This is a genomic window from Flavobacterium pasteuri (assembly GCF_048286615.1).
Lineage (GTDB): Bacteria > Bacteroidota > Bacteroidia > Flavobacteriales > Flavobacteriaceae > Flavobacterium.
Genome location: NZ_JBLVPN010000004.1, coordinates 300601 through 315870, shown reverse-complemented (window position 1 = coordinate 315870; position 15270 = coordinate 300601). Strand labels below are relative to the sequence as shown.

The window sequence follows — 15270 nt, the reverse complement described above, 5'->3', positions numbered from 1 at the left end:
TAAGACCCAAATAGATTTGGAATTAAAATTCATCATAATTTCTATAATCGCCTGTAAAACGTAGCACACAACATATTAAAATAATGATTCATAACACTATTTAATTGCTTACTTTAGCCTATCCAAAAAATACCTATCATGAAATACAGATCTCTTTTGTACCTGCTTTTAGTTTTAGTTTTTGCGTCTTGCAACGGGCAAAACTCTAAAGAAATCAAAACTATTGATTCAAAAGCCTTTGCTGAAAAGATGACCGCAACTCCGAATCCACAAATTCTGGATGTACGAACTCCTGAAGAATTTACATCTGATCATATAGATAATGCTAAAAATATAAATTGGCTTGGAACTACTTTTGTTTCCGATGTAGAAAAACTAGACAAATCTCAACCCGTTTTTGTGTATTGCAAAAGTGGCGGAAGAAGTCAGAAAGCGGCTGAAAAACTAAATGAATTAGGTTTTAAAACTATTTATCAATTAGACGGAGGAATATTAAAATGGGATGCTGCAGGATACTCTAAACCAAGTGATAAAATCATAGGATTGTCCGCTGCGGAATACAACAAACTATTAAATTCAGATAAAAAAGTATTGATTAATTTTTACGCTGAATGGTGTGCGCCCTGTAAAAAAATGGCTCCTTATGTTTTGCAAATGCAAAAAGATTTAGCAGATAAAGTAGTTATCATTCGATTGGATGCCGATAAAAATAAAACCTTAATTTCTGAAATGAAAATCAGCGAACTTCCTACACTTTTACTGTATGAAAATGAAACCGTAAAATGGAAACATTCTGGTTTTATAAGTGAAAATGATTTAAAAAAACAACTACAATAGCTTCAAGATGCTTTCAAAAAACACACTCCAATTTCTAGATGATTTAAAAGCCAACAACAATAGGGACTGGTTTTTGGAAAATAAAAAACGCTACGAAGCAGTCAAAAAAGAATACCAGCAATTAGTTGGTGATTTTCTTGACACCATGAAACCGCTTGATCCATCGCTAGAAATGCTTGAAGTGAAAAATTGTACTTTTAGAATCAATCGTGATATTCGGTTTTCTAAAGACAAAACTCCTTACAAATCGCATTTAGGCGTTTGGCTTTCTTCGGGAGCAAAAGGTATGAATCGCTCAGGTTATTACATTCATTTAGAAAAAGGAGCCAGTTTTATTGCCGGTGGATTGTATTGTCCCGAAGCGGTAGATTTGAAAAAAATGCGTAAGGAAATTGCTTATTTTTATGATGATTTAGAAGCTATTCTCAACGAAAAAGATTTCAAAAAAGAGTTTAAAGATTTTGATCGAAATGAAAAAGATACACTGAAAAATCCGCCACGAGGATACGAAAAAGAACATCCTGCTATTGAATTTTTAAAATTGAAAAGTTTCGAATGTTCTCAAAGAATTGATATCTCCGAAGTGTCAAAAAAAGATTTTGTTGCTACAATGAGTAAAAAACTGATTACGCTTAAACCATTGAACGATTTTATAAATCGAGCTTTAACTTCTGAGTAATTATAATTTTCACTGATGAAAAAAAAGAAAATACTTTTTCTGGGAGAATCCTACAGAGCCGATGCCATAACCTGGATGAATGGTTTAAAGGAATTTGGTGATTTTGAAATTATTACTTGGGAATTAAAAACACCCAACAATGGCATTCATAACCGAATTTTAAGGGTATTCGAATTTGAACTAGCCATTTTTAAAATCAGGAAAATAATAAAAGCACAAAGACCGGATATGGTAATTGCAGAGAGAACTACAAGTTATGGTTTTCTTGCTGCATTATCCGGCGTAAAACCTGTTGCAATTGCACAACAAGGCAGAACCGATTTATGGCCTAAAAAATCGATAACATTACCGTTAAAAAAACTCATTCAGAATTACGCTTTCAAAAAAGCAGATTTAATTCATGCTTGGGGACCCGTGATGACTATTTCTATGCTGGAAGCCAATGTAGATATGAATAAAGTTTTGGTTTTACCAAAAGGAATTGATCTGACTAAATTTAGAAATCAAAACAACGCCAATCCAGAAAAAATTTGTGCCATAGTGACTCGTTCTTTATTACCTGAATATCGTCATGATATTATTTTAAAATCGTTTGCAATTTTAAACCAAAAAGGAATAGACTTCGTACTTACCATTATAGGAGACGGAACACTTCTTTCTAAATTAAAAGATTTAACAAAAGATTTAGGTATTGAAAACAAAGTCAACTTTACGGGAAGAATCCCAAATACCGATTTACCAAAATTATTACAGCAATCTAATATTTACATTAGTATGCCAATAACTGAAGGTGTTTCGGCCTCATTATTTGAAGCTATGGCTACGAATTGTTATCCAATAGTAACTGATATCGAAGGAAATCAGAGTTGGATCAAACACCGCAAAAACGGACAATTAGTTACAGTTGATGATTACAAAATGTTGGCCGAAGAATTAACTTGGGCATTTAAAAACAATAAATACAGAAACGAAGCCGTTTTAAAAAATAGAATATTTTTAGAAAAAAATGCAGATTACAACATAAATATGAAAATCATTGCCAATAAATACCACGAATTAATTAACACAAATAGCCCCAATTAACTATGTGTGGAATTAATGGAATCTTGCATCTACAATCACAAAAAAAAATTGACGAACGCATTCTTACAAAAATGCGCGATTCGCTTGAACATCGCGGTCCTGATGATAAAGGATTGTTTATAGAAAACAATATAGGTTTTGGACACAGAAGACTTTCCATTCTAGATATTTCACTAGCTGGACATCAGCCTTACCTATCAGAAGACGGAAGATATGTGCTCGTTTACAATGGCGAAATCTACAATTTCAAAGAATTTTATCCAGAGTTAAAAAGCAATGGGTTTGATATCAAAACCACTTCGGATACAGAGGTCTTGATGAAATTATTTCAATTGCATGGTTTAAAAATGCTCAACCGCCTCAACGGTATGTTTGCATTTGCTATTTGGGATAAATTAGAAAAAAAGCTAACTCTTGTTCGGGATAGAATGGGTGTTAAGCCTTTATATTATTCTTTTTATAACGAAACTTTATATTTTGCTTCTGAACAAAAGGCACTTTTCACCGCTGGAGTTCCACTCAAAATGGCACAGGACGGACTAGAAGAATATATTTTTAACCGATTTGTTGCCGGTGAAAACACGCTATATCAAAACATAAAAAAAGTACTGCCTGGACATATTATGACCATTCATGAAGGTGGAAGAACCACTAATTACAAGTGGTGGAATTTAAAAAAAGAAATTCAAAACCAACCTGAAATAAAGAATCCGGTAGAATGGTTTCAAGAAACGTTTGATGATTCTATAAAAATGCGAATGGTAAGCGACGTTCCTGTGGGAGTCATGCTAAGTGGCGGACTGGACTCCTCTTCTATTTTAGCTTCACTGCATCATCAAAAATACAGGGACATACAAACTTTTAATATTGGTTTTAAAGAGAAAGAACACAACGAAGCACATCTAGCTAAAATGATGGCAGAGAAGTTCGATTATGGATTTCAAACCATGCAATTAGAGGATAAAAATCTTTACGATCAGTTAATCAGTTCTACTTATTTTCAGGACGAACCGATTATGCATTTAAGCGAACCACATCTTCTTGCAGTTTCACAAATGGCTAAACCATCAGTAAAAGTGTTACTTTCAGGTGAAGGCGCCGATGAGTTGATGGGTGGTTATGTGCGCTACAAAGCCCTACAATATCCATCCCTATTGAATTCTATTGCCACTATAGGAAATTTGGATGTTTTTACAAAACAGCCACGATACGAGAAACTAACCCGTTATGCCCAAATAATTAAAAAATCTGATTTAGTTATCTTCAACGGTTCCAATATTTATCCTAATGATATTGCGGAGACTTTTGGAATTAATTCATCTCCAAATAACGAATACAGAAAAAAAATTTACAAAGAAGCTAAGTCATTATATCCTGGTAATCTGCGCCGTCAAGCACTTTATTTTGATCAACATACCTATTTATGTTCGCTTCTGGACAGGAATGACCGTTGTACCATGGGCGCATCTATTGAATGCAGAGAACCATTTCTGGACCCTAGATTAATTGTTGGATTAGGATCATTAGAAGACAAATGGCTTTTTACAGGAAAAAAATGGAAATTCATTCTAAAAAAAGCAATGGAAGAGCGTTTGCCAGATGAAATTCTAAAATTCAAAAAAGTTGGTTTGAGTGCGCCTTGGGGCGATTACATCACAAAAAGTCCCGCTTTTAAAGACGAATTAGAATCTTTCACAAAAAGTGATTTATTTCAAATACCTTATTTTGAACACATAAACATCCAGAAACTTGTTCAAAATTTACAAAAGGGTGACGTTACGATGACTCCATATATAATGCCATTGTTTATGATGCATATCTGGATGAAAACGTATGCAACTAAATTTTAATCCTTACTTTTGGTGCGGGATAAAACAATTCAAAAAGCACTTTCTTTTATGGAAATAGTACCTAATTTCTCTTTAAAAAAACACAATACTTTTGGCATTGAAGCCAAAGCAAAACAGTTCGTTGCCGTTCATTCTGTACAAGATTTGAAAACTATTTTACAAGAAAATAAAACGCAGCAAAAATTTATTTTAGGTGGCGGAAGCAATATGCTTTTGACAAAAGATATTGATGCACTTGTCATTCACATCGATTTGAAAGGCAAAAAAATCATTCAAGAAAATGATAATTTTGTCTGGGTTGAAAGCCAAGCTGGTGAAAGTTGGCATGAATTTGTACTTTGGACCATCAATCAAAATTTTGGTGGCTTGGAAAACATGTCACTAATTCCTGGAAACGTTGGAACTACGCCAGTCCAAAACATTGGAGCGTATGGTACGGAAATTAAAGACACTTTTGTTTCCTGTGAAGCAATAACTATAGAAAGTCAGAAAATGAAAACGTTCACAAAGGATGAATGTCATTTTGGATACCGAGAAAGTGTTTTCAAAAACGAAGTTAAAAATCAATATATCATTACATCGGTTGTTTTTAAATTGACAAAAACCAATCATAAAATCAACACTTCTTACGGAGATATTTCGTCTGAATTAGAAAAGAACAACATCACAAATCCTACTTTGAAGGACGTCAGTAATGCTGTAATTGCCATTCGACAAAGTAAATTACCAGATCCAAAAGAATTAGGAAACAGTGGTAGTTTTTTTAAAAATCCAATTCTATTGAAATCAGATTTCGAAAAAATACATCAGCAATTTCCTGATATGAAATATTTCGATATTTCTGAAACCGAAGTAAAAATTCCCGCTGGCTGGTTAATTGAACAGGCTGGTTTTAAAGGAAAACGTTTTGGTGATGCCGGAATCCATAAAAACCAAGCTTTGGTTTTAGTGAATTATGGTGATGCGACAGGACAGGAAATTTTGAATATTTCAAAAGATATTCAAGAGACTATTTTTAAAATGTTTGGCATTCATATTGAGGCCGAAGTAAATGTGATTTAGTTTCTAGGTATTAGGTGTTGGGCATTAGACAAATAAATTCTAAAACCCATTTTACTACTCCCTAAACACTAATTTTCCAAAACCCAACACCTAAAACCTATTCATAAAATGTACACTCCAGAAATCTACAAAAACGAGAATCAAGAAGAAATCAAAAAAATTCTGCAAGAGAACAGCTTTGGTATTCTAATCAATCAAACTAATGGGAAATTATGCGCCACACATATTCCTTTGGAACTGGACACTAATAAAGAAGGCAAGGATATTTTATACGGGCACATTTCTAAAGAAAACCCACAATGGAATGGTTTCATAGACAATGACCAAATTTTAGCAGTATTTTCAGGACCTCACAGTTATATTTCTTCCTCTTGGTACGATCATGAAAATGTACCAACATGGAATTACATTGCCGTTCATGTGTATGGAAAAATCAAAATTATCGAAGGAGAAGCCGTCATTCAATCCTTAAAAAAGCTAGTCGATAAGTACGAACACAGTTCTGAAAATCCGGTTCGCGTAGAAGATTTATCTAAGAAAACCATGATGCAAACTCGTGGCATTGTAGCATTTGAAATTGAAATCACTGAGATCCAAGCTACGAAAAAACTATCTCAAAACAGGGACGAAAAAAATTATCAAAACATCATTTCTGAGTTAGAAAAAACCAATACAAATCAGTCCGTCGCTATTGCGAATGAGATGAAGAAATGCCCAATATAAATTCTTTTGAAATTCACAGATTGTATTTAACAATTCCCAATTCTATTCATACCTTTGCACTCGATTTAAAAACTCATTAAACTCAGATGCTTATACTAATTCTTTACTTTTTTATTTTTATTGTCGTTGTTCAAATTTCGTATTATTTAGGTATTTTTGGAAAGTTTGCTTTCGCCAAAGCGCAGAAAACAACCCCAAAAAGAATCCCAATTTCAGTGATTGTTTGTGCCAAAAACGAAGAGGAAAATATTACTAATTTTATTCCTCTGCTTGCGGAACAAAACTATCCAGATTTTGAAATAGTTCTGATTGATGATGCATCAAGTGACGCTACTTTGGATATTTTTGAAGGTTTTGAAAAGCAATATCCTAATGTTCGCCTGGTAAAAGTAGAGAACAACGAAGCCTTTTGGGGAAACAAAAAATACGCACTGACTTTAGGAATAAAAGCTGCTAAAAAAGAATATTTATTATTCACTGATGCAGATTGCTACCCAACTTCAAAAGAATGGATTACGGCTATGAGTTCTCAATTTACCATGCAAAAAACAATTGTTTTGGGTTATGGTAAATATGAAAAAATCCCTAATTCGTTCCTGAATAAAATAATACGTTTTGAAACTTTATTGACAGCTATTCAATATTTTTCATGGGCCAAAATTGGGTATCCATATATGGGCGTCGGTAGAAATTTAGCGTATAAAAAAGAAGAGTTTTTCAATGTAAATGGATTCATCGAACACATGCAGATTCGTTCTGGCGATGATGATTTATTTATAAACCAAGCTGCAAAAGCTAAAAATACAACTATTGCCTACACACCTGAAAGTTTTACGCTCTCTAAACCAAAAACCACATACAAAGACTGGTTGACCCAAAAAAGAAGACATATAGCAACTGCAAATTATTACAAATCTCTTGATAAATTGCAGTTAGGAGCATTCTATTGTTCGCAATTACTATTTATTTTATTACCCATTATATTATTAGCATTCCAGTTTCAATGGATATTAGTTTTAAGTTTAATTGCATTGCGCTATCTTGTGGCATGGATTGTGGTAGGATTTTCAGCAGGTAAACTTAAAGAACAAGATATTAAATTCTGGTTCCCTATCGTTGAGCTAGTACTTATCTTAACACAAATCAATATCTTTATAACTAATATATTCTCAAAACCAGTACATTGGAAATAAACAAACAAATAGAAAAAGCAAAACAAGGTGACCAAGTTGCCTTTACTTTTCTATTGGATTATTATTGGAATGAAGTGTATGGTTTTATGCTGAAACGTACCGAAAACGAAACCAATGCAGAAGATATTACCATCGAAACGTTCTCGAAAGCTTTTGACAAAATAGCCACTTACAACTCGGAATTTCAATTTAATACTTGGCTTATTGCTATTGCTAAAAACGTACACATCGATTTATTACGAAAAAAGAAATCAAGTCTTTTTGTTGAAATTACCGATGAACAAGACCAGCAAGCCTACAATATTGCTGATACTACTCCATCTGCAGAAGATGAATTGATTACCGAGCAAAATCTTTCTCAATTATTGCAATTCATCAAAGAATTGAAACCACATTATCAAGAAGTGATTCATTTGCGCTATTTTCAGGAGATGAGTTACCAGGAAATTGCCAATAAAATTGATGAACCTTTGAGTAATGTGAAAATTAAATTGCTTCGCGCCAAAAAACTTCTGGCAGAAATCATTCAAAATAAAAGGTAGCTTTTTTTTATTGGGGTTTATTAGGTTAATCGAGTAAACGGTTAAACAATTAAACTAAGAAATAATCCATACTTTATATACTAAAATTCTTATTTTACACGTTGTAATATAAAAAACACCTCTGCTTATGATTTAATTACTACTTAACCATTAAATCCATAAATTATGTCAAAACTAAGCATTTACGAGACCGGCTGGATTAACCTTGTTTTCCAAGACCGAAACAAAGAATATGGAGCGTATCAATTGCGTCAGGAAAGTACTAAAACATCATTAATGGCACTTTTTATGGGTGTATTATTATTATCGGGGGCTTTGAGTATTCCGATAATTACATCCTATTTGAATCCCAATAAAGGAATCACGATAGGTATTCCTGAACTTACAAATACTGTCGTCCAACTTATTGACATAAATCCCAATCAGATTGAAGAAAAAAAGACTCTTCCTGAGATAAGAACAAAAGCTGTTGAAGTGCCAGTTACAAGCGACAGACTTGTTAATCCTGAGGTTGTACAAGCTTCACAAGCAAATCAGGACATTGCAAAAAACACTGATAATACTAGTGTAACAAATACAAGCTCTGAAGGAACAGGAACTATTGGTATAAACCCAACTTATTCTTCAGGAACTGGAACTGAAACCGTAACGCCCGTTGATCTGGGAAATACTATTGTAAACAGCATTGCTCTGGATAAACTTCCTGAGTTCCCAGGTGGAATTAATAAGTTTTATAATTATGTGGGTAATAATTTTGAAAAACAAGAAATAGACGGCAACGGTTCGATTCGCGTATATGTTTCTTTTGTAATTGAAAGAGACGGAAGCATGACAGACATTCAGGTAAAAAAAGATCCTGGTTATGGCTTGGGAAAGGAAGCCGTTCGTGTGTTGAAATCCTTAAAAACAAAATGGTCTCCTGGAATGATTGATGGAAAAGCAGTGCGAACTGCCTACAACCTTCCCATTACGGTACAGATGAATTAAGTATAAAAGAAAAGCTTCAAATAATTTTGAAGCTTTTCTTTTAAATATCTTTATATTTTTTGCATTTTCCTAAAACAACAAAAAGTCCTAATGTGGCCCTGATTACTGCACAAAACCTTTTTTTAATTTAGTAGTCCAGTGAATTACATTTGCAGTGATATCCTATTCATTTTTTTGCATGAATATAATGGAAAGCAGGACGACTATTCTCAATAAACAAGAAAATAGTGTGCTCCTAAAGCATCCGTTTCTCTTTCTTCAAATAAACAAATAAACGAATCCACAAATAAACAACATTCCTTATCTTTGCACTTTGAAAATTGATATATGGAAACTGTCTTAGAAAATACTTTACCAATTGGAAAACCGAAATGGTTGAAGGTGAAACTCCCAATTGGCCAAAAATACACAGAACTTCGTGGTTTAGTTGATAAATATAGTCTGAATACCATTTGCACCTCAGGAAGTTGTCCAAATATGGGTGAATGTTGGGGCGAAGGAACGGCAACATTTATGATTTTAGGAAATGTATGTACGCGCTCTTGTGGTTTTTGCGGTGTAAAAACCGGAAGACCAGAAACGGTGGACTGGGATGAACCAGAAAAAGTGGCGCGTTCTATCAAAATCATGAACATCAAACATGCCGTAATCACAAGCGTTGACAGAGATGATTTGAAAGATGGCGGTTCTATCATTTGGATAGAAACCGTAAAAGCCATTCGCAGAATGAACCCAAACACAACGCTGGAAACTTTGATTCCAGATTTTCAAGGTATCGAAAGAAACATAGATAGAATCGTGGACGCGAATCCTGAAGTGGTTTCACATAATGTCGAAACGGTACGCAGATTGACTCGTGAAGTACGCATTCAAGCCAAATACGATCGAAGTCTGGAAGTGCTGCGTTACTTGAAAGAAAAAGGAATCAACAGAACAAAGTCGGGAATTATGTTGGGTCTTGGCGAACAAGAAGAGGAAGTCTATCAAACGATGCGAGATTTACGTGAAGCTAATGTTGATATTGTTACGATAGGTCAATACTTACAGCCGAGTAAAAAACACTTGCCAGTGAAGGAATTTATAACGCCGGAACAATTTGCAAAATACGAGCAATTTGGTTTAGAATTAGGTTTCCGTCATGTAGAAAGCGGACCGTTAGTTCGTTCCTCTTACAAAGCACAAAAGCATATATTATAGTCGAATATCGTAAAGTCAGAAAGTCGAAAGACCTGACTTTAAGAATTTAAGACTTAAGAATTTAAGACTTATGATAAGAATTGCCATAAATGGTTTTGGAAGAATTGGCAGGAATTTATTCCGATTACTTTTGAACCATCCCTCTATAGAAGTTGTTGCCATAAACGATATTGCTGACAAAAAAACAATGGCACATTTAGTGAAATACGATAGTATTCACGGTGTGTTACCATTAACAGTCAGCGCAGATGAAAAAGGAATTCTGGTAGATGGAAATCATTTTTTATTTTTTCATGAAAAAAGTATTTCAAATCTCGATTGGAAAAGTTTAGACATTGATTACGTAGTCGAATCGACGGGTAAGTACAAGACTTTTGAAGAATTGAATTCTCATATTATTGCTGGTGCCAAAAAAGTAATTCTTTCTGCACCTTCGGAAGTTGACACTATAAAAACGGTAGTTTTGGGTGTAAATAATATTATTCTTGACGGTACTGAAACCATAATTTCGAATGCTAGTTGTACCACGAATAATGCAGCACCGATGATTAAAGTGATCAATGAGCTTTGCGGTATAGAACAAGCATACATCACTACCATTCATTCCTACACTACAGACCAAAGTTTACACGATCAACCTCATAAAGATTTACGTCGCGCTCGCGGGGCGAGTCAGTCCATTGTACCCACAACAACTGGAGCGGCAAAAGCATTGACAAAAATATTTCCGGAGTTTGAAGGTAAAATTGGTGGTTGTGGTATACGAGTACCCGTTCCCGATGGTTCTTTGACTGATATTACTTTCAATGTAAAACGCGCTGTAACTATAGATGAGATTAACGCAGCTTTTAAAATTGCCGCACAAACAAATTTAAAAGGTATTTTGGATTATACTGAAGATCCAATTGTTTCAGTTGATGTTATTGGCAATAAAAATTCATGCATATTTGATGCCCAACTTACTTCTGTTATTGATAAAATGGTCAAAGTAGTAGGATGGTATGATAATGAAATAGGCTATTCGTCGAGAATAATAGATTTAATTCTTTTTACAAAAAAATAAAATAGGCCCAAGAAAAAAGACAGCACAGCATATTACAACAGTTTGAGCAATTCTAAAATTAAGATAAATAACTATAAAGAAGCATTATTGTATATTTAAAAAGCAATAGAATACGCTACAAAAAAACAAGAAAATTAAAGACCAATCGCAGTAAACTTTTAATCTTGGAAAAATTTGTTTTGATTAAAAAATACGATGATGCGATAGAAACGTTGCTAAAAAGTGCTACACTATTTTCGAATTTTGAACCCAGTTCAGAGTGTTCTGCAACCTACTATCATATTGGTTTGTCCTACATGCAAAAGCAAAATTATGACAGAGTTTCAATATATTTTGAAAGAGCAAGATCTATTAATAACAAATTACGATTTCCCGATACTGCTGAATTACTTAGCCTTCAAAAAGGACTCATTTACAAATCAAAGAATAAATTAGATTTAGCATTATCTTCTGTAAAATTATAATTACAAACCCTGACAATGCTGCTTTGACAAACACTAAAGCAGAAACCACTTATCAAATAGGAAAAATTGAAGCCAGCAAAAATAGAAATAATTTAGCTTTAAACTACCTAAATAAAGCAATAGAATTAAACCGTAAATCCGAAAATCTAGAACAAAAATCAAATGTTTTACTTACCTTAAGTGATGTTTATGAAAAAACATTAGATAAAAATAACGTGTATTTCTATTTAAAATAGTATCTAAATCTAAAAGAAAATATTACAATTTTGAACAATGTAAAAGTTGGCATAGATGATTATCAAAAGTTCAAAGAAACTGAAAAATTAAAAGAAATTGCACTGGCCAATTAAGAAAATAAGGAGCCAGAAAAAGCCAATAAATTTTCTAAACTATCAGTATATTCTCCATTGTTTTAATTTCAATTTTATCGTTATTAAGTCTATCCTCATACAAAAACAATATCATTAGAAATCAGTCTAATTTAGTGTTGCAAGAAAAAAATAAAGAATTAGAAATTGCTAAAGACAAAGCAGAAAAAGCATCAAAAGCGAGATCTGAATTTCTATCAACTGTAATCCATAAACTTAGAACTCCATTGAATACTATCAATGATATCAATCATTTAATCAATCATTTATTATGGAAGAAGACCCAAAGAAAAATCAAATGGACTATTTGTCTTCCTTAAAATTTTCAGGGGACTATTTAACAAAATTCATCAATGAAATTTTAGAAATTAATAAAATTGATTCTAACAAGTCAGAAATCGAATACACAAGTTTTAATCTGAAAAAATTATTAGAGGACATCAAACATTCTTTGAAAGAATTGGCTGTGGTGAATAACAATAATTTTAATCTTGAGGTTGATGCTGCTATTCCCGATTATTTAATTGGTGATCCCACAAAATTATCACAGATAATAATGAACTTGATCAACAATGCCCTAAAGTTTACAAAAAATGGAAATGTTACCGTTATCACCAATCTAGAAACATTGGAGGATAAAAAAGCCACTTTGTATTTTGAAATAACAGATACAGGAATAGGAATACCAGAAGACAAATTAGTAACCGTTTTTGATAGTTTTTCGTATGGCTCCACAGAGGTAAATCGCTAATATGAAGGAACCGGTTTAGGACTGACTATCGTAAAAAATTAATCAAAATCCTTGGCGGACATATCAAGCTTAAAAGTGTGGTAGGCAAAGGCTCTTGATTTTCATTTAATTTAGAATTCTAAATAAGTCAGCTACAAAAATCTCAAATGGAGAAAAAACCACTGATAAAATACGATGATACTAAATTAATAAACAAGAAAGTACTATTGATTGAGGATAATAAAATCAACAAATGATTACCAAGAAAATGCTGGATAATAAAGGAATTATCTGCGAAATAATTGATAATCGTGAGGAAGCCATCGATTTATTAAAAACTAATACATTCGACTTAGTCCTTATGGATGTTCACTTACCTGGCATAAACGGAACAATTGCAACGGAAACAATACGAACATTTGACAAGGTTACTCCTATCATTGCTCTTACTGCAATCTCATTACACGAAAACCGCGAAATGCTTTTATCGTTCGGAATGAATGAAGTAATCACTAAACCATTTGTGCCAGAGGAATTTTACAGTGTAATCGCTGAATATATTTAGATTTCTAATAGTTTAAAATCAATTCTTTAATAAGACTTCTTACTTTTGGCTCTGCATTTTTTGCTGCTTCCAATACTTCGTCATGTGAAATCGTTCCTATGCTTTCCTCATTTCCCATATCGGTAATTACTGAAATACCAAATGTTTCCAAATCCATATGACGTGCCACGATTACTTCGGGAACAGTAGACATTCCTACACAATCTGCACCCAAAATTTTTACCATTTTATATTCAGCTAAGGTTTCAAAAGTGGGTCCTTGTAAACCCAGATAAATTCCTTCATGAACCTCGATGTTCAAATCTTTAGCCAGTTCAGTAGCTTTAGCAATCATTTTTCTCGAATACGGTTCGCTCATATTTACAAAACGAGGTCCAAAACGTTCATCATTTTTTCCACGTAAAGGATGTTCCGGTGTCATATTGATATGATCTGTAATCAGAACAATAGAGCCCACTTTATACCCTGGATTTACACCGCCGGAAGCATTTGAAACTATTAATTTTTCCACTCCTAAAAACTTCATCACTCGCACTGGAAAAGTAACTTCAGTCATTGAATATCCTTCGTAGAAATGAAATCGTCCTTGCATTGCAACCACTTTTTTATCTCCTATTGTTCCAAAAACCAATGCCCCTTTATGGCCTTGCACTGTCGAAACAGGAAAGTTTAGAATTTCATGGTACGGCAACGTATACTCTACTTTCATTTCATCTGTAAAACTCCCTAATCCTGAACCTAAAATCACGCCATACTCTGGTGCAAAATTGATTTTTCCTTTAATCTGACTAACCGTTTCTTGTACTTGTTCCCACATAATCTATAATTGTTTTATTAAAATTTTCTCCCCGTTCCGACACTTCGGAATCGGGACCCGAAACGAAAGAACTTTGTATTGGTAAATAAAAAAGTTGTTCGCTTGGCAAACTTCCTTTTAATCGTACATAATCTTTTTCGGTAGTGATAATAATATTGTTTTGAGCTAAATTTTTAATTTCTAAAATGTCTTTATCAGTAAAATTATGATGATCCGGAAAAGACAAACAGACATCATTAGTATCTTGCAAATAGGTAAAAAATGGTTCCGGTTTTGCAATTCCTGCTATCAGTAGTTTAGCCGCCGATTTAATTTCATTTACATTCATCTTTTGGTTTTCCCCATAAATAAATTCTTCGTATGCTATAAAAGTAAAGTACAATTCCTGCTCTTCAGTAACTTTTAACCTCTTTTTAATCATATTCTGTTCTTCAGGCGATAGATTAAGAGGACATTTGGTTACAATAATCACGTTCGCTCTTTTTGCTCCGCTTCGGCTTTCTCGTAAATTTCCGGTTGGCAACATAAAATCATCCGAATACAAATCACCGTAAGAAGTGAGTAGAATATAAAAACCTGCTTTTACTTTTCGATGTTGAAAAGCATCATCAAGCAGAATCACTTCTGGTTTTTCATGTTGTGAAAGCAATTGTTCTATTCCATTTTTCCTGTCGGCATCAACTGCAACTTGAATATTTGGAAATTTTTGAAAAAACTGAAAAGGTTCGTCCCCAATAATTTTTGCATTTGAACTGGCTTGCGCCAAAATAAAACCTGTAGATTGTCTTTTATAGCCGCGGCTTAACGTGGCAACCTTATATTTATCCGAAAGCAACCGAATCAAATATTCAATTTGTGGAGTCTTTCCAGTTCCGCCAACACTAAGGTTACCAACAGCAATAATGGGTAAATCAAAAGAGTAAGATTTTAAAATCCCTTTATCGAAAAGAAAATTCCGAATACTCGTTATCAGACCATATAAGATGGCAAACGGAAACAGTAATTTTCGCAGTAAATTCATTATACGAAAGTAGAATATTTTATTTTAAAGTTGATTTGTTTATTCGTTAATTTGTTTATACGAAAATCCAGAATTAAACAATCAAGAAT

General features: G+C 33.4%; 18 protein-coding genes. 16 read left to right on the top strand and 2 right to left on the bottom strand.

Features of this window, described 5'->3' with window-relative positions:
* The first annotated feature begins 138 nt into the window (after positions 1-138).
* The 16 genes from ACNQF6_RS08465 (at position 139) to ACNQF6_RS08390 (ending at position 13343) form a co-directional block, all read left to right on the top strand.
* Entirely contained in the window at positions 139-837 is a 699-nt protein-coding gene (locus ACNQF6_RS08465) for a thioredoxin domain-containing protein (RefSeq protein WP_417964982.1), read from the top strand.
* A gap of 7 nt (positions 838-844) precedes the next feature.
* Positions 845-1516 carry a DUF2461 domain-containing protein gene (locus ACNQF6_RS08460; RefSeq protein WP_417964980.1) on the top strand — a complete coding sequence of 224 codons (672 nt, stop codon included), beginning with the start codon at positions 845-847 and terminating at the stop codon, positions 1514-1516.
* A gap of 15 nt (positions 1517-1531) precedes the next feature.
* Positions 1532-2599: a glycosyltransferase gene (locus tag ACNQF6_RS08455; RefSeq protein ID WP_417964978.1), complete on the top strand. Its 1068-nt coding sequence runs from the start codon at positions 1532-1534 to the stop codon at positions 2597-2599.
* Between the two features lie 2 nt (positions 2600-2601).
* A complete protein-coding gene (gene asnB / locus ACNQF6_RS08450) occupies positions 2602-4449 on the top strand; it encodes an asparagine synthase (glutamine-hydrolyzing) (protein ID WP_417964976.1) in 1848 nt (615 codons plus the stop codon).
* Positions 4450-4497: 48 nt separating this feature from the next.
* Positions 4498-5511, top strand: a complete 1014-nt coding sequence (gene murB / locus ACNQF6_RS08445; protein ID WP_417964974.1) for a UDP-N-acetylmuramate dehydrogenase — start codon at positions 4498-4500, stop codon at positions 5509-5511.
* A 108-nt stretch (positions 5512-5619) separates the two neighbouring features.
* Positions 5620-6234: an FMN-binding negative transcriptional regulator gene (locus tag ACNQF6_RS08440; RefSeq protein ID WP_417964972.1), complete on the top strand. Its 615-nt coding sequence runs from the start codon at positions 5620-5622 to the stop codon at positions 6232-6234.
* A gap of 86 nt (positions 6235-6320) precedes the next feature.
* On the top strand, positions 6321-7427 hold the full coding sequence (locus ACNQF6_RS08435; RefSeq protein ID WP_417964970.1) for a glycosyltransferase: 1107 nt from the start codon (positions 6321-6323) through the stop codon (positions 7425-7427).
* Positions 7418-7969: an RNA polymerase sigma factor gene (locus ACNQF6_RS08430; RefSeq protein ID WP_417964968.1), complete on the top strand. Its 552-nt coding sequence runs from the start codon at positions 7418-7420 to the stop codon at positions 7967-7969. Before ACNQF6_RS08435 ends, ACNQF6_RS08430 begins: the two co-directional genes overlap by 10 nt.
* Positions 7970-8134: 165 nt before the next feature.
* Entirely contained in the window at positions 8135-8956 is an 822-nt protein-coding gene (locus ACNQF6_RS08425; protein WP_417964966.1) for an energy transducer TonB, read from the top strand.
* 327 nt (positions 8957-9283) lie between these two features.
* Positions 9284-10153, top strand: a complete 870-nt coding sequence (gene lipA / locus ACNQF6_RS08420; protein ID WP_282711535.1) for a lipoyl synthase — start codon at positions 9284-9286, stop codon at positions 10151-10153.
* A gap of 70 nt (positions 10154-10223) precedes the next feature.
* A complete protein-coding gene (gene gap / locus ACNQF6_RS08415) occupies positions 10224-11216 on the top strand; it encodes a type I glyceraldehyde-3-phosphate dehydrogenase (RefSeq protein WP_417964963.1) in 993 nt (330 codons plus the stop codon).
* Positions 11217-11380: 164 nt separating this feature from the next.
* Complete coding sequence (locus ACNQF6_RS08410; protein ID WP_417964962.1) at positions 11381-11680, top strand: hypothetical protein; 300 nt, start codon at positions 11381-11383, stop codon at positions 11678-11680.
* 23 nt (positions 11681-11703) lie between these two features.
* The gene (locus ACNQF6_RS08405; RefSeq protein ID WP_417964960.1) at positions 11704-11916 is read left to right on the top strand and encodes a hypothetical protein; all 213 of its coding nucleotides are present in this window, start codon (positions 11704-11706) and stop codon (positions 11914-11916) included.
* Between the two features lie 251 nt (positions 11917-12167).
* Entirely contained in the window at positions 12168-12368 is a 201-nt protein-coding gene (locus tag ACNQF6_RS08400) for a hypothetical protein (RefSeq protein ID WP_417964958.1), read from the top strand.
* Positions 12320-12799: a sensor histidine kinase gene (locus tag ACNQF6_RS08395; protein ID WP_417964956.1), complete on the top strand. Its 480-nt coding sequence runs from the start codon at positions 12320-12322 to the stop codon at positions 12797-12799. The genes ACNQF6_RS08400 and ACNQF6_RS08395 overlap by 49 nt, the downstream gene beginning before the upstream one ends.
* Before the next feature lie 232 nt (positions 12800-13031).
* Positions 13032-13343 carry a response regulator gene (locus ACNQF6_RS08390; protein ID WP_417964954.1) on the top strand — a complete coding sequence of 104 codons (312 nt, stop codon included), beginning with the start codon at positions 13032-13034 and terminating at the stop codon, positions 13341-13343.
* Positions 13344-13347: 4 nt separating this feature from the next.
* Here the strand turns inward: ACNQF6_RS08390 and ACNQF6_RS08385 are convergent, their stop codons facing one another.
* Complete coding sequence (locus ACNQF6_RS08385) at positions 13348-14160, bottom strand: purine-nucleoside phosphorylase (RefSeq protein WP_417964952.1); 813 nt, start codon at positions 14158-14160, stop codon at positions 13348-13350.
* Positions 14132-15181, bottom strand: coding sequence for a tetraacyldisaccharide 4'-kinase (gene lpxK, locus ACNQF6_RS08380; RefSeq protein ID WP_417964950.1), 1050 nt, complete (start codon positions 15179-15181; stop codon positions 14132-14134). The genes ACNQF6_RS08385 and lpxK overlap by 29 nt, the downstream gene beginning before the upstream one ends.
* Between the last annotated feature and the right edge of the window lie 89 nt (positions 15182-15270).

Coding starts and splice junctions, on each gene's coding strand:
- ACNQF6_RS08465 (WP_417964982.1), top strand. CDS start 139: ATGAAATACAGATCTCTTTTGTACCTGCTTTTAGTTTTAGTTTTTGCG.
- ACNQF6_RS08460 (WP_417964980.1), top strand. CDS start 845: ATGCTTTCAAAAAACACACTCCAATTTCTAGATGATTTAAAAGCCAAC.
- ACNQF6_RS08455 (WP_417964978.1), top strand. CDS start 1,532: ATGAAAAAAAAGAAAATACTTTTTCTGGGAGAATCCTACAGAGCCGAT.
- asnB (WP_417964976.1), top strand. CDS start 2,602: ATGTGTGGAATTAATGGAATCTTGCATCTACAATCACAAAAAAAAATT.
- murB (WP_417964974.1), top strand. CDS start 4,498: ATGGAAATAGTACCTAATTTCTCTTTAAAAAAACACAATACTTTTGGC.
- ACNQF6_RS08440 (WP_417964972.1), top strand. CDS start 5,620: ATGTACACTCCAGAAATCTACAAAAACGAGAATCAAGAAGAAATCAAA.
- ACNQF6_RS08435 (WP_417964970.1), top strand. CDS start 6,321: ATGCTTATACTAATTCTTTACTTTTTTATTTTTATTGTCGTTGTTCAA.
- ACNQF6_RS08425 (WP_417964966.1), top strand. CDS start 8,135: ATGTCAAAACTAAGCATTTACGAGACCGGCTGGATTAACCTTGTTTTC.
- lipA (WP_282711535.1), top strand. CDS start 9,284: ATGGAAACTGTCTTAGAAAATACTTTACCAATTGGAAAACCGAAATGG.
- gap (WP_417964963.1), top strand. CDS start 10,224: ATGATAAGAATTGCCATAAATGGTTTTGGAAGAATTGGCAGGAATTTA.
- ACNQF6_RS08395 (WP_417964956.1), top strand. CDS start 12,320: ATGGAAGAAGACCCAAAGAAAAATCAAATGGACTATTTGTCTTCCTTA.
- ACNQF6_RS08390 (WP_417964954.1), top strand. CDS start 13,032: ATGATTACCAAGAAAATGCTGGATAATAAAGGAATTATCTGCGAAATA.
- ACNQF6_RS08385 (WP_417964952.1), bottom strand. CDS start 14,160: ATGTGGGAACAAGTACAAGAAACGGTTAGTCAGATTAAAGGAAAAATC.
- lpxK (WP_417964950.1), bottom strand. CDS start 15,181: ATGAATTTACTGCGAAAATTACTGTTTCCGTTTGCCATCTTATATGGT.